We start from the raw sequence: 26868 nt of genomic DNA, 5'->3' as shown, positions 1-26868 counted from the left end.
CGGGCCCGGCGCCGCCGCACCCGTCGGCGTGCCGCGACACGAGCCTTGATGCTGTCGCGGCGAACCCGTCGGCGGCTGGGCCGGGTGGTCGTCGTGACGAGTATGTCGGCGGTCTTCGGTTTCGGGACCTCCCTCTTGGCGGCCGGTGACGGGGTGCTGGTGAGTTAGGGCTCCGGCGAGGTCCGGGAAGAACAGGGGCCGTCCGGCGGTGCGCGTGATGAGGGCGCGCGCCGCCGGACGGTCCTAGCAACTGCTGGGTTGACGTGACTCTCCGTTGGTGTAACTATGGGATACAGTTAAACGGTCCCATCGAGGAGAGGCAGTGACGACGATGTCTGCAGCCGTGACACCCGCAGTCGATCCCGATCTGGAGAAGGCGCAGGAGTACGCTGCGAAGCTGCTGCTGCTGTCGGAGGGATCGGTCAACAAGCACTTCGACCCCTTCGAGGACATCGACTGGGACAATCCCGACTTCGCCGCCGACGCCGGTGAGGAGCGCTGGATTCTGCCCGAGTCGGCCGATACCGTGGCCCGCCACCCCTGGTATCAGGCGCTGTCCGAGGAACAGAAGATCGCGGTCGGCAAATACCGGCAGGCGAATATCGCCAAGGTCGGCCTGCAGTTCGAGTCGATCCTGATCAGTGGCATGGTCATCCACAACTTCGGCTTGCCGAACGGTTCGCCGGAGTTCCGGTACTGCTCCCACGAGATGATCGAGGAGCACAACCACACCCTGATGTTCCAGGAGATGGTCAACCGCATCGGGCTGGACGTGCCCGGCATGGGCCCGCTGGTCAGCAAGTTCAAGTACCTGGGCGCGCCGGTCGCGGCCTGGTTCCCGAACCTGTTCTTCATGGCCGTGCTGGCCGGTGAGGAGCCGATCGACCACATCCAGAAGCAGATCTTGCGCTCGGGCGAAGACGTGCACCCGATCATGCGCGGCGTGATGGCGATTCACGTCGCGGAGGAGGCGCGGCACATCTCCTTCGCACACGAGTTCCTGAAGAACCACGTGCCGGAGGCGAAGCCCGCGCAGAAGTTCGTCCTCTCGCTGGCCATGCCGCTCGTCATGTGGATTCTCGGCCGCGCGATCGTCACTCCGCCGCGGTCGTTCTTCACCGAGTTCGGCATCCCGGACGAGGTCCGCAAAGAGCTGTTCTTCGGTTCGAAGGAGGCCAAGCGGGTCTTCAGCGACTACTTCTGCGACGTGCGCGCCCTGGCCAAGGACATCGGGCTGATGAACCCGGTCGCCAAGGCGTTCTGGAAGGCGCTCGGGATCGACGGTCCCAGCACGCGGTACCGGTCGGAACCGCTGCGCGCCGCGAGCAAGGTCGCCTGAGCCGGCATGCCGTACGTCGTCACCCAATCCTGCTGCAGCGACGCGTCCTGCGTATACGCCTGCCCGGTCAACTGCATCCATCCCACGCCCGACGAACCGGACTTCCGGACGGCGGAGATGCTGTACGTCGACCCGAAGGCGTGTGTGGACTGCGGCGCCTGCGCCACCGCGTGCCCGGTCGACGCCATCGTGTCGGCGACGAAGCTGACCGCAGAGCAGAAGCCGTTCATCGAGATCAACGCCGACTTCTACCGGCAGGCCCGGCCGCGCCCGCTGCTGGCGCGACCGGTGCCCGCGGCGCGGATCCACACCGAGCGCGCGCCGCTGCGGGTGGCGATCGTGGGATCGGGGCCGTCGGCGATGTACGCCGCCGACGAACTGCTGACCCAGCCCGACGTGTCGGTCACGGTGCTGGACCGGCTGCCGGTGCCCTACGGCCTGGCCAGGCACGGCGTCGCGCCGGATCACGACAAGACTCGCAAGGTCGGCGAGCTGTTCGATGTCATCTCCGCGCAGCCGGGTTTCGGTTCCTACCTGAATCTCGAAGTCGGCGGACATATTTCGCACTCCGAGCTGCTCGACCATTTCCACGCGGTGATCTACGCGGTCGGCGCTTCGTCGGATCGCAAGCTCGGCATTCCGGGTGAGGGCCTGGCGGGCACGGTGTCGGCCACCGATTTCGTCGCCTGGTACAACGGCCATCCCGATCACGTCGACCATGTCTTCGACCTGTCCGCCCGGCGGGCCGTGATCGTCGGCAACGGCAATGTCGCGCTCGACGTCGCGCGCGTGCTGACCTGTGACCCCGCGACACTGGCGGGCACCGACATCGCGCCGTACGCGTTGCGGGCGTTGCGCGAGAGCAAGATCGAGGAAGTGGTCGTGCTCGGTCGGCGCGGCCCCCTCGAATCCGCCTTCACCGTGCCGGAATTCGTCGGCCTGCTGGGCTGCGATGTGGACATCGTGGTCGAGGGTGAGCTGCCCGAACTCGGTGCGGAACTGCCCTTCCACGTCGAACAGAAGCTGCGGCTGCTGCACAGCGTGCGCACCCGGCCGGTGGGGGAGCGCAAGCGCATCGTGTTCCGCTACCTGGCCGCGCCCACCGAGATCCACGGGACCGATCGGGTGACCGGACTAGAAATCGCCCGCACCGAACTCGTCACCGATCCGGACGGCCGCGTCCGCGCCGTGCCGACCGGGCAGACCGATCGGCTCGACGCGGGACTGGTGCTCACCTCGGTCGGCTACCGCGGCGTCGCGGTGCCCGGCCTGCCGTTCGACGAGCAGGCCGCGGTGATCCCGAACCAGGAGGGCCGGGTGCTGGAGCGCCCGGACGGCGCCGTCGTCACCGGCACCTACGTGACCGGCTGGATCAAGCGCGGGCCCACCGGCTTCATCGGCACCAACAAATCCTGCGCGCAGGAGACGGTGCGGCAACTGGCCGCGGACTTCAACGCGGGGCGCCTGCCCGAACCCGCCGGTTCCGCCTCGGAATTCGATCGCATGGTGCGGCTGCGGCAACCGGCTGTCCGAGCCGCGGGAGCGGCGGAAGCCCGCCCCGGCCGAGTCCGCCGCTTGCTGGCTCGCGCCTGACGAACCCCGCCTCGAGATACCCCGGCCGCGCGCCGGTATCTCGAGGCGGTCCCCAGGTCGGGCGGGTCAGCGTGCGGTGAATCCGCCATCGATGGCCAGCGCCGCGCCGGTGACGAAACTCGCTTCGCCACTGAGCAAGTAGGCGCAGAACGAGGCGATCTCCTCCGGCGTCGCGATGCGGCCCACCGGGTGCAGCGCCGCGATGGCGGCCTCGCCTTCGGGCGTCGCGCCCATGGAATTCCGGAACGCCGGGGTGTCGACAGCTCCGGAGACCAGTGCGTTCACCCGTACCCCCTGCTCTGCGGCCTCGAGCGCCACGGCCCGGGTCAAGCCGACCACCCCGTGCTTGGCCGCCACATACGGAGCCACCGAACCCATGCCGACCACCCCGAGATTCGAGGCGTTGTTCAGGATCGCGCCGCCGCCGGAGGCCGCCAGCGCGGGAACCTGATGCCGCAGGCCGTAGAACACGCTGGTGAGATTGAGCTCCAGATCGGCACGCCAGCCCGCCTCGTCGATCTCCGCGACCGTCCCGAAGGCGCACACCGCGCCCGCGTTGTTGAATGCCGCGTCCAGGCGGCCGAATTCGGACAGCGCCGCGTCGGTCAGCCGGGCGACGTCCTGTTCCACCGTGACATCGGTCGGCACGAACAGCGCGCGGCCACCTGCCGCGCGGATGTCGGCGGCCACCTGATCACCCGCGTCCTTGCCCCTGGCACCGAGCACGACCGCGGCGCCTTCGCTCGCGACCCGCAGCGCCACCGCCTTGCCCACACCCGAGGTCGCGCCGGTGATCAGTACGACCTGCTCCGCGAACCGTGTTGCCATCGTTCGATTCCCTCTCCACTCTCGCGATCTCACCTCCGTGGTGGACCGCTATCGAGTCAAGCCGGATCCGAACCACGACGCTGGCGAGTATCGGACATCTAGTTGATGTGTCATTCGACTTCCGGAAGTGGGGGCTGGCCGAAATGCACGGTGATGGCAAGCATCTGGTTACCGACCGGTTGGTGTCTGTCCACCGGTGTGCTTTTCGGCAGATAAACCGGCGCTCGGTCTGGTTGGCTTCGATATTTCGTGATCGCTGTACGGTAGCGGAATCATCGAGAGCGCAGGATGATTCGCGGCGTCGAGTGGGCTGGACGCCCATGCTGACTCCTATCTACCTGGCATTTCGGACGATTATTGCTGAAAGTAGAACGATCCGTATCAATTGCGCATCCGTATGAACCCGAAACAGCTAACCTGTGGTGGCTGTTTGGAAGACGACCGCGGCCACAGGGGAACTCCATGTGATGGACGTGGTCACGGTGCGTTGACGGGATAGCGAATGACTACAGGTCTGGGTTTCAGCATTGGTGCAGTGAACTCCGTGACGGCTTCGGTCAGCGCGGACCGACCACGTCCTGCGGTGCGGTCGCGGCGCACCGCGGTGACCTTCGACAGCGCGGGCGGGCTGCGCTTGGGCGGGATCGCGCAGTTCAGCACGGCGGTCACGGATTTCGCCGATCTCGCCCGTGATCCGGAGGCGGTGATCGTCGGCGGACGCATCTGGTCGCCTGCCAATCTCGTCGCCGCGGTGGTCGGTGAACTCCGCGCGGTCGAGCCGGGCGCGTCCGAGGCGGGCGTCGTGACCACCTATCCCGCCGTGTATTCCGACAAGCAGGTCGCGTTGCTGCGCCAAGCGCTGGACCTATCCGGGGCGGGCGACGTGCTCCTGGTACCCGAACCCGTCGCGGCCGCGGAATGGCTGGAGCACGAGTACGGCCCGCTGGAAACCGGCTTCGTCTTGATCTACGACCTCGGTGGTACCAGCCTCGACGTGAGCATCGTGCGGGTCGGTCCCGACTGGGACAACCATCCGATGATCGGTAAGCCGGTGCGCTCCTACGACTTCGGCGGCAGGCCGCTGGGGTCGATGATCGCGCGCTACGCACCGGAGGTGAAGCCCGGGTCCGCTCGATTGTCGATGACGTCCATCGTCGATATCGACGGGTTGCGCACGGCACACGTGCAGGATTCGCTGCAACTGGTCCGCGCGTGCGTGCGGGAATCGGGTGTCAGCCTGTCCGATATCGGCTGCATTCTGCTGGTGGGAGGTGCGTCGCGTCCCGCGGAGGTGGCGCGGACGCTCGCCGAACTCGGCCGCCCCGTGCTGATCTCGGCGGACCCGGGGCAGGCGACCGCCGCGGGCGCCGCCCTCATGGCGGCGCGCACGATGGCGCTCGGCGCCTCCGACGGCCGATCCACCGCGCCGCGGGTGGCGGTGTTCTCCAGTGCCGCGGTGGTCTCCGCGGTCGCCATGTCGGCGGTCACGGTCTTCGGCGGACCTACGGTTCCCGAGCTGTCGCCGCTGCTCGAGCGTCTGCCGGAACTCGGTGTGCCGACCGACAGCCTGCTGGTCGACGTCGGGAACGAGCAGCTCGCCGTCGCCTGGTCCGCGATGTCCGCCACCACCTCGAACTCGGGCCGGGCCTTGCTCGCGCAACGGACCTCCGCCTATACCCGATTCATCACACCGGCCGCACGCGGTGCCGGTTATGGGCCTTCGGTGGCGGAGTCGCGGCTCGGCTCGCATCGGGACCCGCGAAACTGCTGCGCCCCGGGCGGATTGCGCTACCGGGGATACGGCGATCCCGCCTACTTCGTGAATCCGCTGCCGTTCGCACCGGTCGTCCGCCCCGCACCGGGGGACATCGGACAGCCTCCCGTTCCCGCGACCCCTGGTCAGCCGGGCCAGCCGGGGCAGGTACCCGGCCAGCCGCCCGCGCCGGGAGCCGGGTCGCCACCGGGGGGCTCCAGTGTTCCCGCGCCGCAGAACGGTTCGACTCCGGCGGAGACCGGTCCGGCGTCCGGCGGGAGCACACCGGGCAGTCCGTCGACCGGGACGTCCGACGCACCGGGCACCGGTACGGGCTCGGACGAGCACGGCGGCTCGGGCTCGAATTCGTCCTCCTCCGCGGGCACGTCCACGGGGGGCTCCTCCTCCGGCGGAACCGCATCGAGCAGTGGGTCGACGAGCGACTCGTCCGCGAACGGATCGTCCGGCGGGTCGTCCGGCGGGTCGCCGGGCGCGTCGTCGTCGGGCGGGTCGGCAGGCGACTCCTCGACGCACGGCTCGTCCTCGGCCGGTGATTCGTCGTCGGGCGGTCCGTCTTCGGCCGGGTCGGCGGGGAATTCGTCGTCGGGCGGTCCGTCATCGGGTGGATCGGCGGGCAACTCGTCGGCGCACGGTTCGTCCTCCGGTGGGTCGGCAGGCAATTCGTCGTCGGACGGGTCGACTTCGGCCGGGTCGGCGGGCAACTCGGCGTCGGGCGGTTCGGCGGGCAACTCGTCGGCGCACGGTTCGTCCAACGGTGGCTCGGCGGGCAATTCGTCGGCGGGCGGTTCGCCCTCGACCGGTGGCTCGTCGAGCGGGCACCCGGGCGGTGCGTCGTCGGCGGGTGGTCACTCGACCGGGAACTCCTCGGGCGCTTCGTCGTCCGGTGGATCGCGGGGCCGTTCCGGTTCGGTGGGTGGGTCGTCGGGTGGGTCGTCCGCGGGAGGTGCCGGAGGTGCGGGCGGCGGTGGAGCCCGCGGTCGGTAGCTGTGCGGGCGGGGATGCCCAATTGACCAGCGCGCGTGCGGGTCTCGGCGCGCCGGAATCAGCGACGGGTGCGCCGCCGCCGAGGCACAATGGGTTGATGGCATCCGGGGGTCCCCAGCTGATCGCGCTGGACGTGGACGGGACGCTGCTGGACACGGGAACACCGATCAGTACGCGTGTGGTCGCGGCGGTGCGCGCGGCCGTGGCAGCGGGCGCGCATGTCGTGGTCACGACGGGACGCACCCTGCTGACCACCCGTCCGGTGCTCACCGAACTCGGCCTGCTCGAAGGACATGCCCTGTGCTCGAACGGAGCCGTGCACATCGACGTGGCCAGGGGGGAACCGGTCGCGATCCAGTCCTTCGACCCCGCACCCGCGATCGTGGCGTTGCGCGCGCTGTTCCCGGCGATGATCTTCGCTGTGGAAAAGGTCGGCATCGGTACCTGGGCCACTGGCTGCCGGACGGTTCGCTGGAGGAGATGCTGCTCGTGCTGCGCTCCCTGCGAGTGCCGGGTGCGAGCTGGGTGCACGGCGAGTACGGGCCGTGGCTCACGGTATCCCGGCAGGGCGTGTCGAAGGGGTGGGCGCTGGAACAACTCCGCGTCGCCCTCGGTGTGCCGGACGAGGCGACGCTGGCCATCGGTGACGGTTACAACGATCGGGACATGCTGCGCTGGGCAGCGCATTCGGTCGCGATGGCCAACGCGCCGACGGACGTCCGTGATCTCGCGGACGAAGTGACCGGCCATGTCCTCGACGACGGCGTCGCCACCGTGCTGGAGCGCTGGTTCCGGCCCTGACACGACCGGGGCGGTCTGCCCCCTCTCCGGTCTACGCGGGACCGGTCTCGGCGAGAACCGCGAGGTAGTGCGGGTTCGACATGAGGCCGAGGACGTTGCCGAACGGATCGACCACGGCGGCCGTGACGAAGCCCTCGCCGCGCGGGGTGATGGGGTCGTAGACGGTCGCGCCGAGTTCCAACAGCCGGTCGACGGTCGCCCCCAAGTCGTCGACGTGCCAGTTGACGATCGCGCCGCCGGGCGCGTTGCGTGCTCCGGCCGGGGCGTAGGCGCGGTTCACGATGCCGAATTCGTGCTGGTAGTCGCCGATGCGGAACTCGTAGTAACCGTCGGGAACGTGGAAGTAGGGCTCGACGCCGAAGAACTCGGTGTACCAGTCCTTGGCGGCCTCCAGGTCATCGGCGTAAAAGGTGCTCGTCGCCATTCCGCGCAGCATGGTGGTTCTCCTTCGAATCGTTGTGTTTCGTGCTTGTAGAACCATCATCCGAGCAAAAGTGCGCAAGGAATGAGCACTTTCGACGGCAGAATTGTGCGCATGCGAGCGGACCGGTTGGTGGCGATTCTGCTGATGATGCAGACCCGTGGTCGGGTGACGGCCGCGCAGGTCGCGGCGGAGCTGGAGACTTCGGTCGCCACCGCGCGCAGGGATCTCGAAGCGCTCTCTTCGGCCGGGGTGCCGGTGTACCCGCAGCCCGGGCGCGGCGGCGGCTGGTCGCTGGTGGGCGGTGCGCGCACGGATCTGAGCGGGCTGACGGCGGAGGAGGCCCGCGCGTTGTTCCTCCTGGCCGGTCCCTCCGCCGGTGCGGTGCCGGAGGCGAAGTCGGCGCTGCGCAAGCTGGTCCGGGCGCTGCCGCAGACCTTTCGGGGCGACGCGCAGGCGGCCGCCGATGCCGTGGTGATCGATCCGGCGCGCTGGGGTGCGACCGACCGGGAGTTGCCGCCGGTGGTGGCACTGCTGCAACGCGCTGTCGTGCAGCGCACCAAGGTGCGGCTGCGCTACGCGAATCGCACCGGCGAGCCGTCCGAGCGTCTCGTCGATCCCTGGGGACTGGTGGACAAGGATGCCGTCTGGTACCTGGTCGCGGGAACCGAGCGGGGGCAGCGCACGTTTCGCGTCGACCGGATCGCCGAGGCGTCGCTCACCGGCGAACCGGTCCACCGTCCGGACGATTTCGACCTCTCCGCCGCCTGGGCGCAGGTGGTCGAAGAAATGGAGCGGCGGCGCGCCACCACCGCCGCCACCGTGCTGATCTCCGAACGCCTGCTGCCGATCCTGCGCGACCAGCAGGGCAGGAACTGCGTCGTGGACGGCCCGGCCGACGACGGTCGCATCCGGGTCCGCGTCACCGCCCCCACCGCATGGATGCTCGCCCAGCAACTGGCCGGCTGGGGCGCCTCGATCGAGGTCCTCGGTCCCGCCGAGGTGCGCGCCGAACTGGCCCGCCTCGGCGCCGAGTTACTCGACCGCTACGGACCGGACGGTGCGGCATCGTGACCGAATCAGCGGGGCGCGAGCACGTGGTCGGCCAGGGTGCGCACCATGTCCGAGGCGAGCACGGCGTGGCCGCTCATGCTGAAGTGGATGAGATCGGCGCTCATCAGGTCGGGCCGCAGGCGTAGCGGGTGGTCCCAGAGTTCGAGCAGCAGCGCGTCGTAGCGGGCGGCGAGCTCGCGGGTCAGGTCGTTGAGCTGGGCCATCCGCTCGCGCATCGGACGCATCGGCGCCATGCGCTCGACTTCCCAGACATCGGCCAGGGTGAAGGTGACGATCTGCGCTCCGGTGCGGGCCAGTGTGGCGAACATCGTGTCCAGGTTCGTCCGCAGTTCGGTGAGATCGCCGCCGGGCAGGAACAGGTCGTTGCCGCCGCAACTGAGATGGACGAGATCCGGGCGGAATTCGAGCACGCCCGGCAACTGTTCGGCAAGAACCTGGGCGGAGGTGGCGCCGATCCGGCCGGTGTTCAGGTAGGCCAGATCCGGGCGGACCGTGGTGAGCACGGCCGCGACGCGGTCGGCCCAGCCCACCGGTTCGTACCCGGGGCTGGGGTCGCCGACGCCCTGCGCGATGGAGTCGCCGAGCACCGCGTAGCGCTGCCATGGGGCGTCGGCGAGCAGACGCCGCTGTTCTTCGGGCGGCAGCACCAGGGGATCGTTGGCTTCGGTGCGAAGAGTGTTGTCGCTCACTGTGTTTCCTAGCTTTCGGAAGAGAATGACGGGGTACGGGCGGGGAGGGCGGCCAGGCAGGCGGCCACGGCGGCGATGCCCGCGCACACGGCGAAGAGGGTGTGGAACGCGCCGAGCGGATCGCCGGGACGCGCCGCGAACACGGCGGCGAGTACGGCTACACCGAGTGCGCCGCCCACTTGCCGCGCGGTCAGATTCATGCCGGTTCCGGCGGCGAACTGCTGGGGCGGAAGCGAACTGGCGGACGCGGTGCCGAGTACCGTGACGACGAAGCCGATGCCGCCGCCGCCGAGCACCCCGGCCGGGATCCACGCCGCCCACAGGTTCGGCGTGGCGCCGAAGGCGTCCGTGCTCATCCACACGGTGCACGCGACGAACATCGACGCTCCGAGCACGCCGAGCCATCGCCTGACGACGGGCGAGCCGACCCGGCCCGCGACGGTCGCCGTCACCATCGACGCCACCGCCCCGATCGTCATCGCGCCCGCGGAGCCGAGCACCGAGTAACCCCAGATCGCGTCCAGGAACAGCGGTCCGGCCAGCAGCCAGGCGAACATGGCGGCGCCGAAGACGAACGAGGTCGCGTTGGCCAGCGCGTACGACCTGCTGCGCCACAGCTCCACCGCGATCGCGGGATCGTGGTGGCGCGCCGAACGGGCGAGCGCGGCGACGACCAGCAAGCCACCGCCGATCAGCGCGGTCAGCGTCCCCACCGAGGTCCAGCCCCAGCGCTGCCCCTCCGTGACGCCCGCGACCAGTCCGCCGAGACCCAGCGCGACCGCGAGGGTGCCGAGGGGATCGGGCAACCCGCCGCCCGCCCGACGGCCCTCCACGGCCGGAATGCGGGCCGCCGCCGCGATCAGCAGCAGCGCCACCGGCACGTTGATCACGAAGACCGCGCGCCAGTCGAATCCTTCGACCAGCGCGCCACCGAGCGCGGGGCCGACCACCGCGGCGAACCCGCCCGCGGCCGACCAGGCTCCGATGGCCGCGCCGATTTTTTCCCGCGGGGTGACGGCCAGTACCAAGCCGAGCGCGGACGGCACCATCAGCGCCGCGGTGCCGCCTTGCAGTACCCGGCCCGCGATGAGCCAGCCCGCTGTCGGCGCGAGCCCGCACAGCAAGGAGGTGAGGGCGAAACCGGCCAGCGCGCCGAGGAACAGTCTGCGGCGTCCGAGCGCGTCGGCGAAGCGTCCGGCCGGGGTGAGCAACGCGGCGAAGGCGACCGCGTAGCCGCTGACGATCCAGGTCAGCGTGGTGGTGGCCGTACCGGGGTAGTCCCGGGCGATCGAGGGGAAGGCGATGTTGACTACCGAGAGATCGAGGAAAGCGATGAATGCCGCGCCGCAAGCGATCAGCAAGGTGCGGGTAGCCGCGGGCGCGGTCGGCGGGCTGTCGAGCCGCACGGACGCGTCGGTCATGGGAAGTCCTTAGAAGAAGGGAAACAAAACGCACGATCGTTCGTTCACTTAAAGTACGACCATACGTTCGTATGTGCAACAGTGGAGTGGAAGAATGAGGTCATGACCGAGTCCGTCACCGCGGGCGACCCGCCGCGCGGCACCGATCAGCGCTTGGCGAAAGGCGCTCGGGCGCGGGCGTCGATCGCGCGCCGCGCCGCCGACGTGGCGTCCGTCGAAGGATTGAACGGCGTCAGTATCGGCCGATTGGCGACAGATCTGGGACTGAGCAAGAGCGGGATCGCCACCCTTTTCGGCAGCAAGGAGAGCTTGCAGATCGCGGCGGTGAAGTGCGCGCGGCAGGTGTTCATCGATGAGGTCATCACGCCGAGCCTGAGCGAGCCCGCCGGACTACCGCGCCTGCGCGCCCTGGTCGAGCGCTGGATCGGTCAGGTGGTCCAGCCTGCGTTTCCCGGTGGATGCTTCCGCGTAGCGACCCTCGCCGAGTTCGACAGCAGACCGGGCCCGGTGCGCGATGCCATCGCCGAAGACCGCCGGGACTGGCTCGCGTTCTTGGTGGAGCAGATTCGCCGGGCCCAAGAGCAAGGGCATCTCGCCGGCCGCTCGGCCGATGTCGTGGCGTTCGAACTGGACGCGGTGATCGGCGCGGCGCATACCGCCCGTCAGATGGGCGATGAGTCGGGGGTCGCGACCGCGCGCGCTGTCGTGGCGGATCTGCTCGCGACGTCCGGCTAATCGTTCGGCGAACCGTTGACCAGGTAGTCCAGGTAGGAGCCGGGGATCGGGGGCAGTTCCACGCCGTCCGCGTCCACGATGTGGGGCCGGATGGTGCCGGTGGGCGTGATCTCGGGGCTTTCGATCAGCACCGTCGTCGTGACCGGAAGGGCGAAGAACTGCACCGCGAACGGCATGGCGGCGGCCAGTTCGAGCAGGGTGGTGTAGTACGACGCGCGGTGCGCGTGGTCTTCGAAGCACTCGACCGACCAACCGGAGGAATCCGGGTCCTTCGTCGCGGTGCGGGCCAGCACCAGCACCGGCGACTCGAGCCCGCACGACGAGACGATCGCCTGCTGATCCTCGCCGGGAAAGTCGAGGTGGTCGGCCAGGCCGACGCCGGCCGCGACTTCGCGCTGGAACCAGACGTCACGCAGGGTGCGATCGACCTGTTCGACCCAGTTCTGCGCATCGGCGCGTTCGGCCAGCCCCAGTGTGCCGTCGTCGCGGCCGCGTACCCGGACCAGATTCCAGCCGATGCGGATCGTCTCGCCGGGGTGGTATCGCGTGCCCGCCGCGACGGTGGATTCCAAGTAGGACAGCAACCAGGTCTCCATGCCGGTCAGCTGCGGCTCGGTGAAAACGACGGTGAACTCGGGGTGTCCGTGGCTGGCGCAGGAGGTGGTGCGGAACGACTCGGCCATGCCATGTTCCTAGCATGCGGCACCGTCGGCGGAACGGGCATGGTCGCCGGGAGAGAGAACAGGGCCGTCGTCCGCGGCTGGTCTCCCGTGCGCCCTCAGGCCGAAAGCGCGCGCGTCTCCGCGATCGCCGCGTGGTAGCGATCCAGGACGACCTGGGTGAGGGCCGGATGCGCGCCGAGCACACCGGCGTGGGTGGCCTGCGGCGCGGCGTGGGCCAGGCGATCGGTCAGCAGGCCGGGTGCGAGGAACCACGGCGCGACCAGCACGTGGTCCGCGCCGCAGGCGTGCAGTCGCGAGACCGCCTGCGAGACGGACGGTTCGGTGGTCGCGAAGCAGATCTCGGTACGCCAGCCGGTGCGGGCGGCCAAGCGGGTGGCCACTTCGGCGGTGCGGGCATTGGCCGCGGCCGACGACGATCCGACCGCCGCGACCGCGACACCCAGGCGCCGGGCCGCTGCGGCGTGTTCGGCGCCACCGGCGGCCAGGACCCGGTCGCGCAACGCACCGACCAATCCGGCGTCCGCGCCGAGCACGTCGGCTTGGGTCAACCGCAGCCCGGGATGGCGCGCGCCTGCCGTGGCGAGCAGTCCGGGCAGGTCGACCCTGGCGTGGAAGGCGCTGCCGAGCAGCAGCGGTGTCACCACCGCATGCGTATGACCTTCGGCGGCAACGGCATCCACGACCTGTTCGACCGACGGGGCGGTGAGATCGAGGAACGCCGTACGGACGTCGAGCTCCGGCCGCGCGGCCGCGACCGTGCCGACCACTTCCGCGACCGTCGCGGCCGAGCGCGGATCACGACTGCCGTGGGCCACCGCGATCAGCGCGGGCGGTCGCGGTGCGCTCCCGCCGAGCCCGGCCCGAGGGGTCGCGCAGCCCGAACGGCCCACAGGCGGAGTGCCGAAAAGTGCTCGCCGCGCTGCCATGTCAGGCTCCGGTGCCGACCTCTACGGCGGACAGCACATCACCGACCAGTCCGGCCGCGAGCGTGTTGCCGCCGGCCGGGTCGATCAGCAGGAAGCTGCCGGTGTGCCGGTTCGCCCGGTAGTCGTCGGCCGGGATGGGCTCGGCGACCCGCACCGAGATGCGCCCGATGTCGTTGAGTTCCAATGCCTCCGGGCTCGGATCTGCCGCGAGCCGCTGCTCGTCGAAGCGCTCCAGCAGCGTGCCGACGATCGCCTGGGTGGTGCGGGTGCCGTGCTTGAGCAGCAGTCGCGCACCCGGCCGCAGCGGCTTGTCACCCAGCCAGCACACGGTGGCGTCGAAGGTGTCCACCGGTTCCGGCGCGTCGGCGGCCGAGGCGATGATGTCGCCCCGGGAGATGTCGACGTCGTCGGCAAGGATCAGCGTGACGCTGCGCCCGGTCTGCGCCACCGCGAGTTCGCCGTCCGGGGTGTCGATCCGCTCGACGGTCGTGCGGATGCCCGAGGGCAGCACCACGACCTCGTCGCCCGGAGCCACCGCCCCCGCCGCGATCTGTCCGGCGTACCCGCGATAGTCCGGGTATTCGGCGGTGCGCGGCCGGATCACGTACTGCACGGGGAACCGCAGGCCCAGCGCGTGACTGCCGGTGCTGTCCGCGTCCACCGGCACCGATTCCAGGTGCTCGATCAGCGAGGGGCCGTCGTAGTACGGGGTGTTGTCCGACCGGGAGGCGATGTTGTCGCCGTGCAGCGCCGAGACCGGGATCTCCAGCACGTCCTCGCTCGACCAGCCCAGCGTGCTGGTGAGTTCGTTGAACTCCGCGGAGACGGCGGCGAACACGGCGGCGGCGTCGTCAACCAGATCGATCTTGTTCACCGCGAGCACCAGCTTCGGCACGCCGAGCAGCGCGAGCACGGCGGCATGCCTGCGGGTCTGCTCGATGACGCCCTTGCGCGCGTCCACGAGCAGGATCACCAGCTGCGCGGTGGACGCGCCGGACACGGTGTTGCGGGTGTACTGCACGTGCCCCGGGGTGTCCGCGAGCACGAAAGAGCGGCGGGGAGTGGCGAAGTAGCGGTAGGCGACATCAATGGTGATGCCCTGTTCGCGTTCCGCGCGCAACCCGTCCACGAGCAGCGAGAGATCCGGTGTGGCGAGACCCTTGTCCACCGACGCGCGGGTGACGGCGTCGATCTGGTCGGCCAGAACGGATTTCGTGTCGTAGAGCAGGCGTCCGACCAGAGTGGACTTGCCGTCGTCGACAGAACCGGCGGTGGCCAGCCTCAATAGGTCGGACATCTCAGAAATAACCCTCTCGCTTGCGGTCTTCCATCGCGGCTTCGGAAACCCGGTCGTCGCCGCGGGTCGCACCACGTTCGGTCAGTCGGGACGCGGCGACCTCGGCGAGGATCGCCTCGTTGTCGGCCGCGTCGGAAAGGACGGCGCCGGTGGTTGAGCCGTCGCCCACGGTGCGATAGCGCACCGACCTGGTCTCCAGCACCTCGCCCTCGCGCGGGCCGCCCCACACGCCGGGCGTCATCCACATGCCGTCGCGCAGGTACACCGGACGCTCGTGCGCGTAGTAGATGCTCGCCAGATCGATGTCCTCGCGGGCGATGTAGCGCCAGATGTCCAGCTCGGTCCAGTTGCTCAGCGGGAACACCCGCACGTGCTCGCCCGGCGCGTGGCGCCCGTTGTACAGGTTCCACAGCTCGGGGCGCTGGCGCTTCGGATCCCACTGGCCGAAGGCGTTGCGCAGCGAGAAGATGCGCTCCTTGGCGCGCGAGCGCTCCTCGTCGCGGCGTCCGCCGCCGAACACGGCATCGAACCGGTGCTCGCTGATCGCGTCCAGCAGCGGGACGGTTTGCAAAGGATTGCGGATGCCGTCCGGGCGCTCGGTGAGCCTGCCGTCGGCGAGGTAGTCCTCCACCTTCGCCACGTGCAGGCGCAGGCCGTAGCGCTCGACCACCTTGTCCCGGAACTCCAGCACCTCCGGCAGGTTGTGCCCGGTGTCGACATGCAGCAGCGCGAACGGCAGCGGCGCGGGCCAGAACGCCTTGAGCGCCAGATGCAGCAGCACGGTGGAGTCCTTGCCGCCGGAGAACAGGATCACCGGCCGCTCGAACTCGCCCGCCACCTCGCGGAAGATGTGGATCGCCTCGGACTCCAGCGCGGCGAGGGTGTCGAAATCGGTGATGCCGAACGGACGTTGGATGGTTTCGGTCATGCTGTGTCCTTCTTCGCATGCCCGAGGGGCCCTGCGTGGTTACGCGGGCTGCCTCCTTCGGGCCCTGACTCGGTCATGCTGTGTCCCTTTTTCGCATGCCCGAGGGGCCCTGCGTGGTTACGCGGGCTGCCTCCTTCGGGCCCTGACTCGGTCATGCTGTGTGCAACCCGCATTCGGTCTTGGCGAGGCCGGCCCAACGGCCGCTTCGCGGATCGGCTCCCGGCTCCGGCTTCCGTGTGCAGGGAGCGCAGCCGATGGACGGATACCCCTCCTCCACCAAGGGGTTGACGAGGATGCCGTGCTTCTCGATGTAGTCCTGCATCTCGTCGTCGGACCACGGCGCGATCGGGTTGATCTTCACCAGTCCGAACGCCTCGTCGAATGAGACCAGCGGCGCGTTCGCCCTGGTCGGCGCCTCCACCCGGCGGATGCCGGTGACCCAGGCGTTGTATCCCGCGAGCGACTTCTGCAACGGGACGACCTTGCGCAACCGGCAGCACTCGTTCGGCTCTCGGGCGAACAGATCCTTGCCGAGCAGCTGATCCTGTTCGGCCACCGTGTGTTCCGGCCGCGCGTTGATCACGTTCACCCCGTACACGGCCTCCACCGCGTCCCGGGTGCCGATGGTCTCGGCGAAGTGGTAGCCGGTGTCCAGGAACAGCACGTCGACGCCGGCGCGGATGCCCGCCGCGAGGTGCACCAGCACTCCGTCCTGCATGTTGGAGGCCACGATGTAGTTCGTGCCGAAGGTGTCCTCGGTCCACTGCAGGAGTTCGGTCGCCGAGGCGCCGTCCAGTTCGGCGGCACCGCGCGCGGCGATGGCGCGGAGCTCGTCCTCGGACAGCTTTTCCGCGAGTTGGGTTGTCACAGTTGATCTCCCGTCGACACTTATCTCAGGTCGGCCTCGTCGGCGCGGACCGCCCACTGGGCGAACCTTTCGCCGTCGGTACGTTGCTTGACGAAGTTGCGCACCACACGGTCGATGTAGTCGCCCAGTTCCTGGGTGGTCACCTTGTGCTGGCGCAGCTTGCGCCCGAAGGCGCTGTCGAAGCCGAGGCTGCCACCGAGGTGAACCTGGAAGCCCTCGACGTGATTCCCGTTGCCGTCGTCGACCAGTTGGCCCTTGAACCCGATGTCGGCGATCTGCGAGCGGGCGCAGGAGTTCGGGCAGCCGTTGATGTTGATCGTGATCGGCACGTCCAGTTGCGCGTTCAGATCGGCGAGCCGTTCCTCGAGCTCCGGCACCAGCGCCTGGGAGCGCTTGCGGGTCTCGGCGAAGGAGAGCTTGCAGAACTCGATGCCGCTGCAGGCCATCAGATTGCGCCGCCACAGCGAGGGCCGCGCCTGCAGGCCGAGCGGCTCGAGCTCGTCGATCAGCGCGTCGACCTTGTCGTCGGGAACGTCGAGCACGATCAGCTTCTGATACGGGGTGAACCGGACGCGATCGGAGCCGATCCGCTGCACCGCGTCGGCCACCTTGGTCAGGACGGTGCCCGACACCCGGCCCGCGATGGGGGAGAAGCCGACGGCGTTGAGCCCGTTGCGCAGCCGCTGCACGCCGACGTGGTCGATCGGCTTGGTCGGCTGCTGCGGCGCGGGACCGTCGATCAGCTTGCGCTTCAGGTACTCGTCCTCGAGCACCTGGCGGAATTTCTCGATGCCCCAGTCCTTGATCAGGAACTTCAGGCGCGCCTTGGTGCGCAGGCGGCGGTAGCCGTAGTCGCGGAACACCGACACGACGGCTTCCCACACGTCCGGCACCTCGTCCAGCGGCACCCACACGCCCACCCGCTGGGCGAGCATCGGGTTGGTGGACAGGCCGCCGCCGACCCACAGGTCGAGGCCGGGGCCGTGCTCGGGGTGCTCGACACCGATGAACGCCACGTCGTTGATCTCGTGCACCACGTCCTGCTGGCCGGAGATCGCGGTCTTGAACTTGCGCGGCAGGTTGGAGTACTCCTTCTTGCCGATGTAGCGGCGCACGATCTCCTCGATCGCGGGCGTCGGGTCGATGACCTCGTCCAGCGACTCGCCCGCCAGCGGGGACCCGAGCACCACGCGCGGGCAGTCGCCGCACGCCTCGGTGGTCTTCAGTCCGACCGCTTCGATGCGCTTCCAGATCTCGGGGACGTTCTCCACCTCGATCCAGTGGTACTGCACGTTCTCCCGGTCGGACAGATCCGCGGTGTCGCGAGCGAACTCGGTGGAGATCTGACCGAGTGTGCGCAGTTGCGCGAGATTCAGCGCGCCGCCGTCGCAGCGCACGCGCATCATGAAGTACTTGGCTTCGAGCAGATCGATGTTCTCGTCGCCGGTCCAGGTGCCGTCGTAGCCCTGCTCGCGCTGGGTGTACAGGCCCCACCAGCGGAACCGGCCGCGCAGGTCGCCCTTGTCGATCCCGTCGAAGCCGGTCTTGGCGTAGATGTTCTCGATCCGGGCGCGGACGTTGAGCGGGTTGTCGTCCTTCTTGGACTGTTCGTTCGGGTTCAGCGGTTCGCGGTAGCCCAGCGCCCACTGGCCCTCGGCCTTGCGGCGAACGGGCTTGCCGGTGCGCACGCGCGGGCCGGTGGAGGTCGCCTCGGGACGCGGGCGATCCGGGCGGACGCGGCGTTCGGAGGCCGGGCGGTCGGGACGCGCGCGATGCCCGGGCTGGGATTCGGGCGTGGGCTGATCGGTCGGACCGGCGTCGGTGCTCGACGTCATGGGGTCGCTCCTGCGGGGTGGGTGGTACATCCTGCTGAAGGGCGTGAGGGGCTGACTCACGCCTGCGGTGTCAGCGGGCCGATGAAGTCGGGGATCGCCGGGGACCCGGGATCGGGGCGCGCTGAACTACCGAGGGGAACGAGGCAGACAGCAGGCGCTACACACGCGCTTGTAATCGACGTGGCGACGTGCCACAAGTCGAATCTCCAAAGCGCGCATGCGGCCTATTGTGCCACGTCAGCGCGGGCCTTCCGACCCCCCGTCCGGTATTTCCCGCCTTTTCGCGGGAAATCCCCTGGACGTTCGACCCGGTTTGTGACGGCAGTCATAGTTCGAGGCCCGAACCGGGCGTGTGATACGACCGCCGCATCGTTCGTGATGCTGCGCACGCCGCTTGACCTCGAGTCGGCTCGAGGTAGCACGCTCGTCGCCATGAGCACCCCAGCGGTCGACACCGCCGCAGAGACCGAGGCCATCCGTGCGGTCGTCGCGAGCGTCCAGCACGCCCAGCGGAACGAACTCGTCGACGAATTCGTCGCGCTGTTCCGGGAGGACGCGATCTGGACCACCGGACACGGCCGCCGACTCTACGGACGCGCCGCCATCGGCGAATTCACCGCCCGGGTGCTGCCGGGGGCCACCGCGCACGGCACGGCGACCTACGAGGTCGAGCACGTGCTGTTCATCCGGCCCGACGTCGCCGCGGTCAAGGTACGCCAGCGCTACTTCACCCCGGACGGCGCGCTGGACAGCGAAGGCAGTCCGATGTACGTGATGTCCAAGGAGGGCGGCCGCTGGTTGCTCACCGCCAACCAGAACACGCCGGTCGTGTCGGACTGAGACGGTCAGCATCGGTCCGGGTCCAGGTCATTCCCGCGATCGAAGGGGTCATCGACTCCTGATCCAACGGTGCGCGACGGGTCCCGATCCGCCGGGCACGACGGCCGAGGGCTCATCGCGCGAATCGGCCCGAGCCGGAATTCGAGGTCGCTGGGCGCGCGGCGGAGTCCCGGACGTCGGCGCGCGGCCGGCGACGTTCACACTGGACAGGTGAATTCTTCCGTCGCGTCCGCGAGCACCGACACGTCCGTGCCGGTGTTGCGCGATTTCGGCGGCGGGCCGTTCGGGATCTACGTGCACGTGCCGTTCTGCGCCACGCGCTGCGGCTACTGCGACTTCAACACCTACACCGCGGGCGAACTCGGTACGTCCGCGTCGCCGCAGTCCTGGGCGGCGGCGTTGCGGGAAGAGTTGGCCGCCGCCGCGCGGGACTTCGCCGCGCTGCCGAGCCCTACGCCGGAGGTCTCCACCGTCTTCGTCGGCGGAGGGACGCCCTCCCTGCTCGGCGGTGACGGGCTCGCCGAGGTGCTGGACGCCGTGCGCGCCGAGTTCACCCTCGCCGCCGGTGCCGAGGTCACCACCGAGTCCAATCCGGAATCCACGTCGCCGGAATTCTTCGAGCGCATCCGGGCGGCCGGGTTCACCAGGGTCTCACTGGGGATGCAGTCCGCCGCGGCGCACGTGCTGAAGGTGCTCGATCGCACGCACACCCCCGGGCGCGCCGTTGCCGCCGCGCGGGAAGCCCGCGCCGCGGGATTCGAGCACGTCAACCTGGACCTGATCTACGGGACGCCGGGCGAGCGGGACGCCGATCTCGACGCCAGCCTGGACGCGGTGCTCGCGGCGGGCGTCGATCACGTCTCGGCCTACTCGCTGATCGTGGAGGACGGCACCGCGCTGGCCCGGCGGGTCCGCCGTGGCGAGCTGCCCGCGCCGGACGACGACGTACTCGCCGCGCGCTACGAACGGATCGACGCGCGACTGCGATCGGCGGGGCTCGACTGGTACGAGGTGTCGAATTGGGCCGCGGGCGACGCCGCGGTTTGCAGGCACAACCTCGGCTACTGGGACGGCGGTGACTGGCTCGGCGCCGGTCCGGGCGCGCACAGTCACGTCGGCGGCGTGCGGTGGTGGAACGTCAAGCACCCCGCGCGGTACGCGGATCGAGCCGCCACGGGCGCGTTGCCCGCCGCGGGCTGGGAAGCCCTCAGCGCGGACGAGCGGTACACCGAGCGGGTCATGCTCGCCGTCCGGCTGCGCATCGGCCTGCCGCTGGCCGATCTGGCCTCCTCCGCCCTTGTCGCCGTCGAGCGGGTGGTTGCCGACGGCTTGGCTACGCGCACCGCCGACGACCGGCTCGTCCTCACCGACCGCGGCCGCCTCCTGGCCGACGGCATCGTCCGCGAGCTGCTCGAATGATCGCGGTGGAAGATCACGAATTCATCGAGGCGACGAACTTTGCGTCTCATTGCGGTAACGCGGCGGCGAGCGGCCGCGTAGTCTGCGGGTAACCCCCAAGGAGACATATGGCGTCGGCACGGCACATCACCCTGATCCATGAACCTGGCGAATTCGCGGAGGCGCGAGCAGCGGAGAAGGCGGCGAATGCGCGCCAGTGCGCCGTCGCCGCCCGCACCGTCGCCAGCTACGCGGAGAACGCCGCCGACTGCGAGTCGTTACTCGCGATGCTCGGCCTCGACGCCGAGGCCGGCAAGCAAGCGAAAGTCGCCAATCGCGGCTGAACCGCTACGACTCGTCCGCGGACGGCGCGATTCTGCGCCATTCCCGGGGTGAGAGTCCATAGGCGGCGCGAAAACGCCGGGCGACATGGCTCGGATCGCGAAAACCCCGGCGCCGCGCGATCATCGCGATCGTCCGGTGCTTCTGATCCGGTCGCGCCAGATCGTCGCGCACCTGCTCCAGCCGCTGGCTGATGATCCACTGCTCCAGGCTGTATCCCGCGTTCGCGCAGATCTTGTACAGCTGCCGGACCGACATGTTGTGTGCCTTGGCGATCTGTTGTGCGCCGAGGTCGGGATCGGCCAGGTTGCGCCGGACATAGGCGCGGATGCCCGACAGCAGGATGTCGGTCGGGACGACGGGCCCGTTGCCGTCGTCGCCGCCCGCCGACAACAGCAGCCCCCGGATCAACTCGATGCTGGCGCAGCCGGACAGCGCGGCCGCCGGGTCGGCGCTGAGCGCGTCGGCGTCGGCGGTCAGCTGGACGATGTGGTTGGCCACCAGCCGGTAGTGCGGGCTGTCCTGCACCCTCGTCGCGGCCTGACCGATCAGCTCGGCGGGCAGGCCGAGTCGATCCAGCGGCACGTGCAGGCAGGTCGAGGCGCCGTCACCGCGCCAGCCGAAATCGTAGGGCGCGTTCAGGTCCATGACGTGCAGATCGCCCGGTCGCACCACGCGCCGGACGTCACCCTGGTCGTATCGACCCTCGCCGGCCTGCTGCACCGCGACCGCCAGCACCGGCGCGGGTGAGGTCCGTACCTGCTTCGGCGTCCGGACCAGCTGGACGGCCGAGGTACGGGTGCGGAAGATGCTCGCCTCGCCGAACCGCCACACGTCGACCGTGGCGTGGACACGCTCGTCCGGCCCGTCCAGCACCACATGGGACGGGACCGATGCCTCCTGTAGCGCCGCGGCCACTGCGGCCATTCGCTCGTGCGGCGCGATGGTGTCCGAATCGAACACGACCGTCATCACAGCCTCCGTCGCAAATGAGACAGATTCGGCAATCCTCGCACGGACACCCTCGATCCGGCCGTGCATTCTGAGCCGAAGATCGTGCACGGAGAGTCGTTTTTCCGGCGGTCGCCCGTCATACGCTGTCGAACGGCGATCGACCGAGCCCGGCTCCGGTTCGGCCCCGGAGGCGCGCTGGTGCGGCCACGAGTCCGGTGACGCGTAATCCGACCATCCAGCCGATCGAAGGGAACTGCCATGCCGACGATCACCACCACCGATGGCGTCGAGATCTACTACAAGGACTGGGGAGCGGGACGTCCCGTGGTGTTCAGCCACGGCTGGCCGCTGAACGGGGATGCCTGGGACAACCAGATGAACCTGGTGGCGAGCAACGGCTACCGCGCCATCGCGCACGACCGGCGCGCGCACGGCCGCTCCAGCGACGTGTGGGACGGGCACGACATGGACCACTACGCCGACGACCTCGCCGCGGTGCTGAACGAGCTGGACGTCAAGGACGCGACCCTGGTCGGGCACTCGACCGGCGGTGGGGAGGTGACCAGGTACCTGTCCAGGCACGGCACCTCGCGCGTCGCCAAGGCCGTGCTGCTCGGTGCCGTTCCGCCGTTGATGCTGCGGACCGGCGGCAATCCGGAAGGGACGCCGCTCGCGGCGTTCGACGACATCCGCGCCGGTGTGGCCGCCGACCGATCGCAATTCTGGAAGGACCTGTCGGTCCCGTTCTACGGCGCCAACCGCGCGGGATCGACGGTCTCGCAAGGGCTGCGCGACCACTTCTGGCTGATGGGCATGCAGGTCGGGCTCAAGGCGGCGTTCGACTGCGTGAAGGCGTTCTCCGAGACCGATTTCACCGCCGAACTGCCGAGCATCGACATCCCGGTGCTGGTGGCGCACGGTGACGACGACCAGATCGTGCCGTTCGCCGCGGCGGGCGCCAAGACGGCGAAATTGCTGCCCCGAGCCCAGTTGAAGGTGTATCCGGGCGCCCCGCACGGTCTGTGTGGCGACTACGAGAAAGCGTTCGACGCCGATCTGCTGGACTTCCTGAAGCAATGAGGAGAACAGAACCGATGACGAGCAAACATTGCCTGCGCCGCGCCGTGGCCGTGCTGGCCCTCGCGCTCGCCGCCACGGTGTCCGCCGGGCCCGCGCAGGCACAGCCGCTGCCCACCATCGTGCTCGTGCACGGCGCCTTCGCCGACACCACCAGCTGGGACGGCGTCGCCGCCGTGCTGCGCGAGCGCGGCTATCGCGTCGTCACGCCGGACAACCCGCTGCGCGGGCCCGCCTACGACGCGGCCGCCGTGCAGCGCACACTGGACACGATCAGCGGTCCCGTCGTGCTGGCGGGGCACTCCTACGGCGGTTTCGTGATCAGCAACGTGCGCGATCCGAAGGTCGAATCCCTCGTCTACATCGCGGCGTTCGCACCGGTGCAAGGCGAGGTGGCCCAAGCGGAACTGGACCCGATCCGCTTCCCGGGCAGCCAGTTGCTGCCGCCCGCGTTGCAGGTGAAGGTCGTCGACGACGTCACGGGTGTCGCCGGGAAGAATGTGGACGGTTATGTCGCGCCCGACAGCTTCAACGCCGTCTTCGCCCAGGACGTCGGGCCTGCGACCGCGGCAGACATGATCGCCCATCAGCACTCCATCGCGGTGAAGGCCAACCTCGAGCCCTCCGGGCCGCCTTCCTGGTCGGGCACGCCGAGCTGGTATCTGGTCTCGGCGGCGGACCGGGTCATCCCGCCGTCCTCCCAGCGCTTCATGGCCCAGCGAATGGGAGCGCGAACCAGTGAGATCGACGCCTCGCACGCCTCGCTGGTCTCCCGGCCCGACGCCGTGGCCGCGCTGATCGACGGCGCCGTCCCCCGCTGATATAGGAGGCGTTGCAGGCGAGCGCTCCGGGTACCGACAATTAGACTGACGGAACGGACGAACCGTGATTCGCCTGCGATGCGTGGTGGCCGCGGTGCGTCGGCGCCGGGTACGGCGTGATCGGAGACGAACAGCGAGGAGGTGGGGCCGATGTCGAGCACCGAGGATCGGCGCTTCGAGGTCCTGCGCGCGATCGTCGCGGACTATGTCGCGACCAAGGAGCCGATCGGGTCGAAGACGCTGGTCGAGCGGCATAACCTGGGTGTTTCCAGCGCGACGGTGCGCAACGACATGGCGGTGCTCGAGGCCGAGGGTTACATCACCCAGCCGCACACGAGTTCCGGGCGCATCCCGACGGACAAGGGCTATCGGCAGTTCGTCGATCGGATCTCCGAGGTGAAGCCGCTGTCGGCGGCGGAGCGCAGGGCGATCATGGAGTTCCTGGAGTCAGGTGTCGATCTCGACGACGTGCTGCGCCGGGGCGTCCGTTTGCTGGCCCAGCTGACCAGGCAGGTCGCCGTCGTGCAGTACCCGACGGTCTCGGCGTCCACGGTCCGCCACATCGAGGTGGTCGCGCTCAATCCCGCGCGCCTGCTGCTGGTGGTGATCACCGACACCGGCCGGGTCGACCAGCGCCTGGTGGAACTCGGCGCACTGATCGATGACGAGGACCTGGCCGCGCTGCGCGGCATGCTCGGCGGCGCGATGGACGGCAAACGCCTGGCCTCGGCCTCCGCGGCGGTCGCCGAGCTACCCGAGCACGCGCCGGTGCGGCTGCGCGACGTGCTGGTGCGGGTGTCCACGGTGCTGGTGGAGACCCTGGTGGAGCACCCGGAGGAGCGACTGGTGCTCGGCGGCACCGCCAACCTCACCCGCAACGCCGCCGACTTCGGTTTCCCCGGCTCGCTGCGCGCGGTCCTGGAGGCGCTGGAAGAACAGGTCATCGTGCTCAAGCTGCTCGCCGCGGCCCAGCACCCGGGGACGGTCACGGTGCGGATCGGCGAGGAGACGCAGGTAGAGCAGATGCGCGGCACCTCGGTGGTGTCCACCGGCTACGGCGCGGCGGGAGCGGTGCTCGGCGGAATGGGGGTGCTCGGCCCGACCCGGATGGACTATCCGGGCACGATCGCATCGGTGGCGGCCGTCGCCCGATACATCGGTGAGGTCCTCGCCGAGCGCTGACCTGACCAGCGCGGGGAGACGCCACTGCTACGCTCGACCTTTCGGCCGGATAAAGTTGAGTGCACAAGACTAATGCTGTTGCCGGCGCGCTTCGAACGCGGCGCGGGCACCGGCGGCACCGTCGAGAACGACCAAGGACTAGAGAACTCAAGTGGCACGGGACTACTACGGACTGCTCGGCGTCGCGAAGAACGCGACCGATCAGGAGATCAAGCGGGCCTACCGCAAGCTGGCGCGTGAGCTCCACCCCGACGTCAACCCCGACGAGGCGGCGCAGGCCAGGTTCAAGGAAGTGTCGACCGCCTACGAGGTGCTGTCGGACCCGGAGAAGCGGCGCATCGTCGACATGGGCGGCGACCCGCTGGAATCCGGCGGCGGCGGGGCCGGATTCAACGGCGCGGGCTTCGGCGGGCTCGGCGACGTGTTCGAGGCGTTCTTCGGCGGTATGAGCGGATCGGCCGGCGCGCGCAAACCGCGCGGCCGCGTCCAGCCCGGCGCCGACTCGCTGATCCGCACCCGCCTCAGCCTGGCCGAATGCGCGGTCGGCGTGACCAAGCACCTCACCGTGGACACCGCGATCCTGTGCGACATCTGCCAGGGCTCCGGCACCAACGGCAACTCCAAGCCGGTGCGCTGCGAAACCTGCGGCGGCGCGGGCGAAGTCCAGTCCGTGCAACGGTCCTTCCTCGGCCAGGTGCTGACCTCGCGCCCCTGCCCCACTTGCCGCGGCGCGGGCGAGACCATCCCCGACCCCTGCCACAAGTGCGGTGGCGACGGCCGGGTGCGGGCGCGCCGCGAGATCGCCGCCCCGATTCCCGCCGGCGTCGCGAACGGAATGCGGGTGCGGCTGGCCGCGCAGGGCGAGGTCGGCCCGGGCGGCGGTCACGCGGGTGACCTGTATGTCGAGATCGTGGAGCAGCCGCACGACGTCTTCGTCCGGGACGGCGACGATCTGCACTGCACCATCCGGGTGCCTATGGTCGACGCGGCGCTGGGCACCACCGTCGTGATCGACACCATCCTCGACGGCCCCACCGAGCTGACCATTCCGGCGGGCACCCAGCCCGGCGAGATCTCGGTGCTGCGCGGGCACGGCATGCCGCGGCTGCGCTCCGGCGCGCGCGGCGACCTGCTCGCGCACCTGGACATCGTGATCCCGGCCAAGCTGGACAGCAAGCAGACCGAACTGCTGCGCAAGTACAAGGGAATGCGCGAGCGCGAACGCGCCGAGGTGATGTCGGCGCAGTCCGAGCACAACAGCGGCCTGTTCGCGCGGCTGCGTGCCTCGTTCAGCGGGCGCTAGGTGGCCGCGACGGTCTTCTACCTCGATGAGGTGCCCGAGCCGGGTGCGGTCGCGGTGCTCGACGGACCGGAGGGCAGGCACGCCGCCACGGTGCGCCGTATCCGGGTCGGCGAGCCGATCACCCTCTCCGATGGGCGCGGCGTGCTCGCCGAATCGGAAGTCGTCGCCGCACACCGTGACCGGCTCGAGCTGGCGGTGCGCGACCGGAGGCTCGCGGCCCCGCCGACGCCGGCGGTGACCGTCGTGCAGGCGCTGCCGAAATCCGACCGTTCCGAGCTGGCGGTCGAGCTGATGACCGAGGCGGGCGCCGACGCCGTCATTCCCTGGCAGGCCGCGCGCTGCGTCGCGAACTGGGAGGCCAAGGCGGCCAAAGGCGTGGACAAATGGCGGGCCGCGGCGCGTTCGGCCGCCCGGCAGTCCCGCCGCGCCTACATCCCGCAAGTCGCCGACCTGCACCGCACAAAAGAGCTGCTGGAGCTGGTCCGCAAGGCCAAGTCCGCTGGTGCGATCGTCGCGGCGCTGCACGAATCCGGTACCGCTCGCTTCACCGAATTGCCCTTCGCCGAAGCCACCGAAGTCTTCCTCGTGGTCGGTCCGGAAGGCGGGCTGGACGACGCGGAACTCGCCGCTTTGACCGAGGCGGGCGCGGACGTGACCTTGCTCGGTCCGACGGTTCTGCGTACCTCCACCGCGGCGGCGGTCGCCCTCGGCGCACTCGGGGCGCTGACACCGCGCTGGTGAGTGTCACCCGGCGA

The 26868-nt window shown here is 69.6% G+C and carries 26 protein-coding genes and 1 pseudogene; 15 read left to right on the top strand and 12 right to left on the bottom strand.

The features are described 5' to 3' along the window. The first annotated feature begins 322 nt into the window (after positions 1-322). Entirely contained in the window at positions 323-1339 is a 1017-nt protein-coding gene (locus NG1_RS10125; protein WP_373686185.1) for an AurF N-oxygenase family protein, read from the top strand. Between the two features lie 6 nt (positions 1340-1345). Further along, positions 1346-2932 (top strand): FAD-dependent oxidoreductase, encoded by a 1587-nt coding sequence (locus tag NG1_RS10120; protein WP_062969779.1) that lies wholly within the window; start codon positions 1346-1348, stop codon positions 2930-2932. A gap of 66 nt (positions 2933-2998) precedes the next feature. Here the strand turns inward: NG1_RS10120 and NG1_RS10115 are convergent, their stop codons facing one another. Then, positions 2999-3760, bottom strand: coding sequence for an SDR family NAD(P)-dependent oxidoreductase (locus NG1_RS10115; protein WP_062969778.1), 762 nt, complete (start codon positions 3758-3760; stop codon positions 2999-3001). Between the two features lie 535 nt (positions 3761-4295). Here NG1_RS10115 and NG1_RS10110 point away from each other — a divergent pair. The 3 genes and pseudogenes from NG1_RS10110 (at position 4296) to NG1_RS38995 (ending at position 7319) form a co-directional block, all read left to right on the top strand. Beyond that, positions 4296-6518, top strand: coding sequence for an Hsp70 family protein (locus NG1_RS10110; protein ID WP_168434111.1), 2223 nt, complete (start codon positions 4296-4298; stop codon positions 6516-6518). A gap of 97 nt (positions 6519-6615) precedes the next feature. Next, positions 6616-6831 (top strand): annotated as a pseudogene (locus NG1_RS39000) (HAD hydrolase family protein); the annotation flags it as partial. 167 nt (positions 6832-6998) lie between these two features. Beyond that, positions 6999-7319, top strand: coding sequence for an HAD family hydrolase (locus NG1_RS38995; protein WP_309247329.1), 321 nt, complete (start codon positions 6999-7001; stop codon positions 7317-7319). Between the two features lie 31 nt (positions 7320-7350). On the opposite strand, the gene NG1_RS10100 is transcribed toward NG1_RS38995, so the two are convergent. Beyond that, positions 7351-7755 (bottom strand): VOC family protein, encoded by a 405-nt coding sequence (locus NG1_RS10100; protein WP_062969776.1) that lies wholly within the window; start codon positions 7753-7755, stop codon positions 7351-7353. A 99-nt stretch (positions 7756-7854) separates the two neighbouring features. On the opposite strand from NG1_RS10100, the gene NG1_RS10095 reads away from it, so the two are divergent. After that, positions 7855-8814, top strand: a complete 960-nt coding sequence (locus NG1_RS10095) for a helix-turn-helix transcriptional regulator (RefSeq protein ID WP_062969775.1) — start codon at positions 7855-7857, stop codon at positions 8812-8814. 5 nt (positions 8815-8819) lie between these two features. Here the strand turns inward: NG1_RS10095 and NG1_RS36550 are convergent, their stop codons facing one another. Then, positions 8820-9503: an SGNH/GDSL hydrolase family protein gene (locus NG1_RS36550; RefSeq protein ID WP_062969774.1), complete on the bottom strand. Its 684-nt coding sequence runs from the start codon at positions 9501-9503 to the stop codon at positions 8820-8822. A gap of 8 nt (positions 9504-9511) precedes the next feature. Next, a complete protein-coding gene (locus NG1_RS10085; RefSeq protein ID WP_062969773.1) occupies positions 9512-10924 on the bottom strand; it encodes an MFS transporter in 1413 nt (470 codons plus the stop codon). A gap of 102 nt (positions 10925-11026) precedes the next feature. Between NG1_RS10085 and NG1_RS10080 the strand changes: the two genes are divergently transcribed. Continuing rightward, positions 11027-11659 (top strand): TetR/AcrR family transcriptional regulator, encoded by a 633-nt coding sequence (locus NG1_RS10080; RefSeq protein WP_062969805.1) that lies wholly within the window; start codon positions 11027-11029, stop codon positions 11657-11659. On the opposite strand, the gene NG1_RS10075 is transcribed toward NG1_RS10080, so the two are convergent. The 7 genes from NG1_RS10075 to NG1_RS38990 all read right to left on the bottom strand — a co-directional run bounded on the left by NG1_RS10075 (position 11656) and on the right by NG1_RS38990 (position 18415). Further along, positions 11656-12342: a hypothetical protein gene (locus tag NG1_RS10075; RefSeq protein WP_062969772.1), complete on the bottom strand. Its 687-nt coding sequence runs from the start codon at positions 12340-12342 to the stop codon at positions 11656-11658. The two genes, NG1_RS10080 and NG1_RS10075, sit on opposite strands and share 4 nt — an antisense overlap. 95 nt (positions 12343-12437) lie before the next feature. Further along, positions 12438-13268 (bottom strand): sirohydrochlorin chelatase, encoded by an 831-nt coding sequence (locus NG1_RS10070; RefSeq protein ID WP_084498814.1) that lies wholly within the window; start codon positions 13266-13268, stop codon positions 12438-12440. 1 nt (position 13269) lies between these two features. Next, positions 13270-14565: a sulfate adenylyltransferase subunit 1 gene (locus tag NG1_RS10065; RefSeq protein ID WP_062969771.1), complete on the bottom strand. Its 1296-nt coding sequence runs from the start codon at positions 14563-14565 to the stop codon at positions 13270-13272. A 1-nt stretch (position 14566) separates the two neighbouring features. After that, the gene (gene cysD, locus NG1_RS10060) at positions 14567-15493 is read right to left on the bottom strand and encodes a sulfate adenylyltransferase subunit CysD (RefSeq protein WP_062969770.1); all 927 of its coding nucleotides are present in this window, start codon (positions 15491-15493) and stop codon (positions 14567-14569) included. A 151-nt stretch (positions 15494-15644) separates the two neighbouring features. Next, positions 15645-16361 carry a phosphoadenylyl-sulfate reductase gene (locus NG1_RS10055; RefSeq protein ID WP_062969769.1) on the bottom strand — a complete coding sequence of 239 codons (717 nt, stop codon included), beginning with the start codon at positions 16359-16361 and terminating at the stop codon, positions 15645-15647. 20 nt (positions 16362-16381) lie between these two features. Continuing rightward, the gene (locus tag NG1_RS10050; RefSeq protein ID WP_247611151.1) at positions 16382-18196 is read right to left on the bottom strand and encodes a nitrite/sulfite reductase; all 1815 of its coding nucleotides are present in this window, start codon (positions 18194-18196) and stop codon (positions 16382-16384) included. 126 nt (positions 18197-18322) lie between these two features. Then, entirely contained in the window at positions 18323-18415 is a 93-nt protein-coding gene (locus NG1_RS38990; RefSeq protein WP_357037344.1) for an Ms4527A family Cys-rich leader peptide, read from the bottom strand. 213 nt (positions 18416-18628) lie between these two features. Between NG1_RS38990 and NG1_RS10045 the strand changes: the two genes are divergently transcribed. The 3 genes from NG1_RS10045 to NG1_RS10035 all read left to right on the top strand — a co-directional run bounded on the left by NG1_RS10045 (position 18629) and on the right by NG1_RS10035 (position 20778). After that, the gene (locus NG1_RS10045) at positions 18629-19036 is read left to right on the top strand and encodes an SgcJ/EcaC family oxidoreductase (protein WP_062969802.1); all 408 of its coding nucleotides are present in this window, start codon (positions 18629-18631) and stop codon (positions 19034-19036) included. A 210-nt stretch (positions 19037-19246) separates the two neighbouring features. Beyond that, a complete protein-coding gene (gene hemW / locus NG1_RS10040) occupies positions 19247-20455 on the top strand; it encodes a radical SAM family heme chaperone HemW (RefSeq protein WP_084498821.1) in 1209 nt (402 codons plus the stop codon). 107 nt (positions 20456-20562) lie between these two features. Beyond that, positions 20563-20778 carry a hypothetical protein gene (locus NG1_RS10035; protein ID WP_062969768.1) on the top strand — a complete coding sequence of 72 codons (216 nt, stop codon included), beginning with the start codon at positions 20563-20565 and terminating at the stop codon, positions 20776-20778. Between the two features lie 4 nt (positions 20779-20782). On the opposite strand, the gene NG1_RS10030 is transcribed toward NG1_RS10035, so the two are convergent. Next, positions 20783-21748 (bottom strand): AraC-like ligand-binding domain-containing protein, encoded by a 966-nt coding sequence (locus NG1_RS10030; RefSeq protein ID WP_062969767.1) that lies wholly within the window; start codon positions 21746-21748, stop codon positions 20783-20785. 240 nt (positions 21749-21988) lie between these two features. Here NG1_RS10030 and NG1_RS10025 point away from each other — a divergent pair, with 240 nt between their 5' ends. The 5 genes from NG1_RS10025 to NG1_RS10005 all read left to right on the top strand — a co-directional run bounded on the left by NG1_RS10025 (position 21989) and on the right by NG1_RS10005 (position 26854). After that, positions 21989-22810: an alpha/beta fold hydrolase gene (locus NG1_RS10025; RefSeq protein ID WP_062969766.1), complete on the top strand. Its 822-nt coding sequence runs from the start codon at positions 21989-21991 to the stop codon at positions 22808-22810. A 14-nt stretch (positions 22811-22824) separates the two neighbouring features. Beyond that, positions 22825-23628, top strand: a complete 804-nt coding sequence (locus NG1_RS10020; protein WP_062969800.1) for an alpha/beta fold hydrolase — start codon at positions 22825-22827, stop codon at positions 23626-23628. Positions 23629-23778: 150 nt separating this feature from the next. Then, complete coding sequence (hrcA, locus tag NG1_RS10015; RefSeq protein WP_062969765.1) at positions 23779-24810, top strand: heat-inducible transcriptional repressor HrcA; 1032 nt, start codon at positions 23779-23781, stop codon at positions 24808-24810. 151 nt (positions 24811-24961) lie between these two features. After that, positions 24962-26113, top strand: a complete 1152-nt coding sequence (gene dnaJ / locus NG1_RS10010; protein ID WP_040865605.1) for a molecular chaperone DnaJ — start codon at positions 24962-24964, stop codon at positions 26111-26113. Next, on the top strand, positions 26114-26854 hold the full coding sequence (locus tag NG1_RS10005; protein WP_062969764.1) for a 16S rRNA (uracil(1498)-N(3))-methyltransferase: 741 nt from the start codon (positions 26114-26116) through the stop codon (positions 26852-26854). The last annotated feature ends 14 nt before the right edge of the window (positions 26855-26868 follow it).

Source organism: Nocardia gamkensis NBRC 108242 (assembly GCF_001612985.1).
GTDB classification, from domain to species: domain Bacteria; phylum Actinomycetota; class Actinomycetes; order Mycobacteriales; family Mycobacteriaceae; genus Nocardia; species Nocardia gamkensis.
The sequence above is the reverse complement of the archived record's forward strand: the minus strand, read 5'-3'. Positions and strand labels throughout refer to the sequence as shown.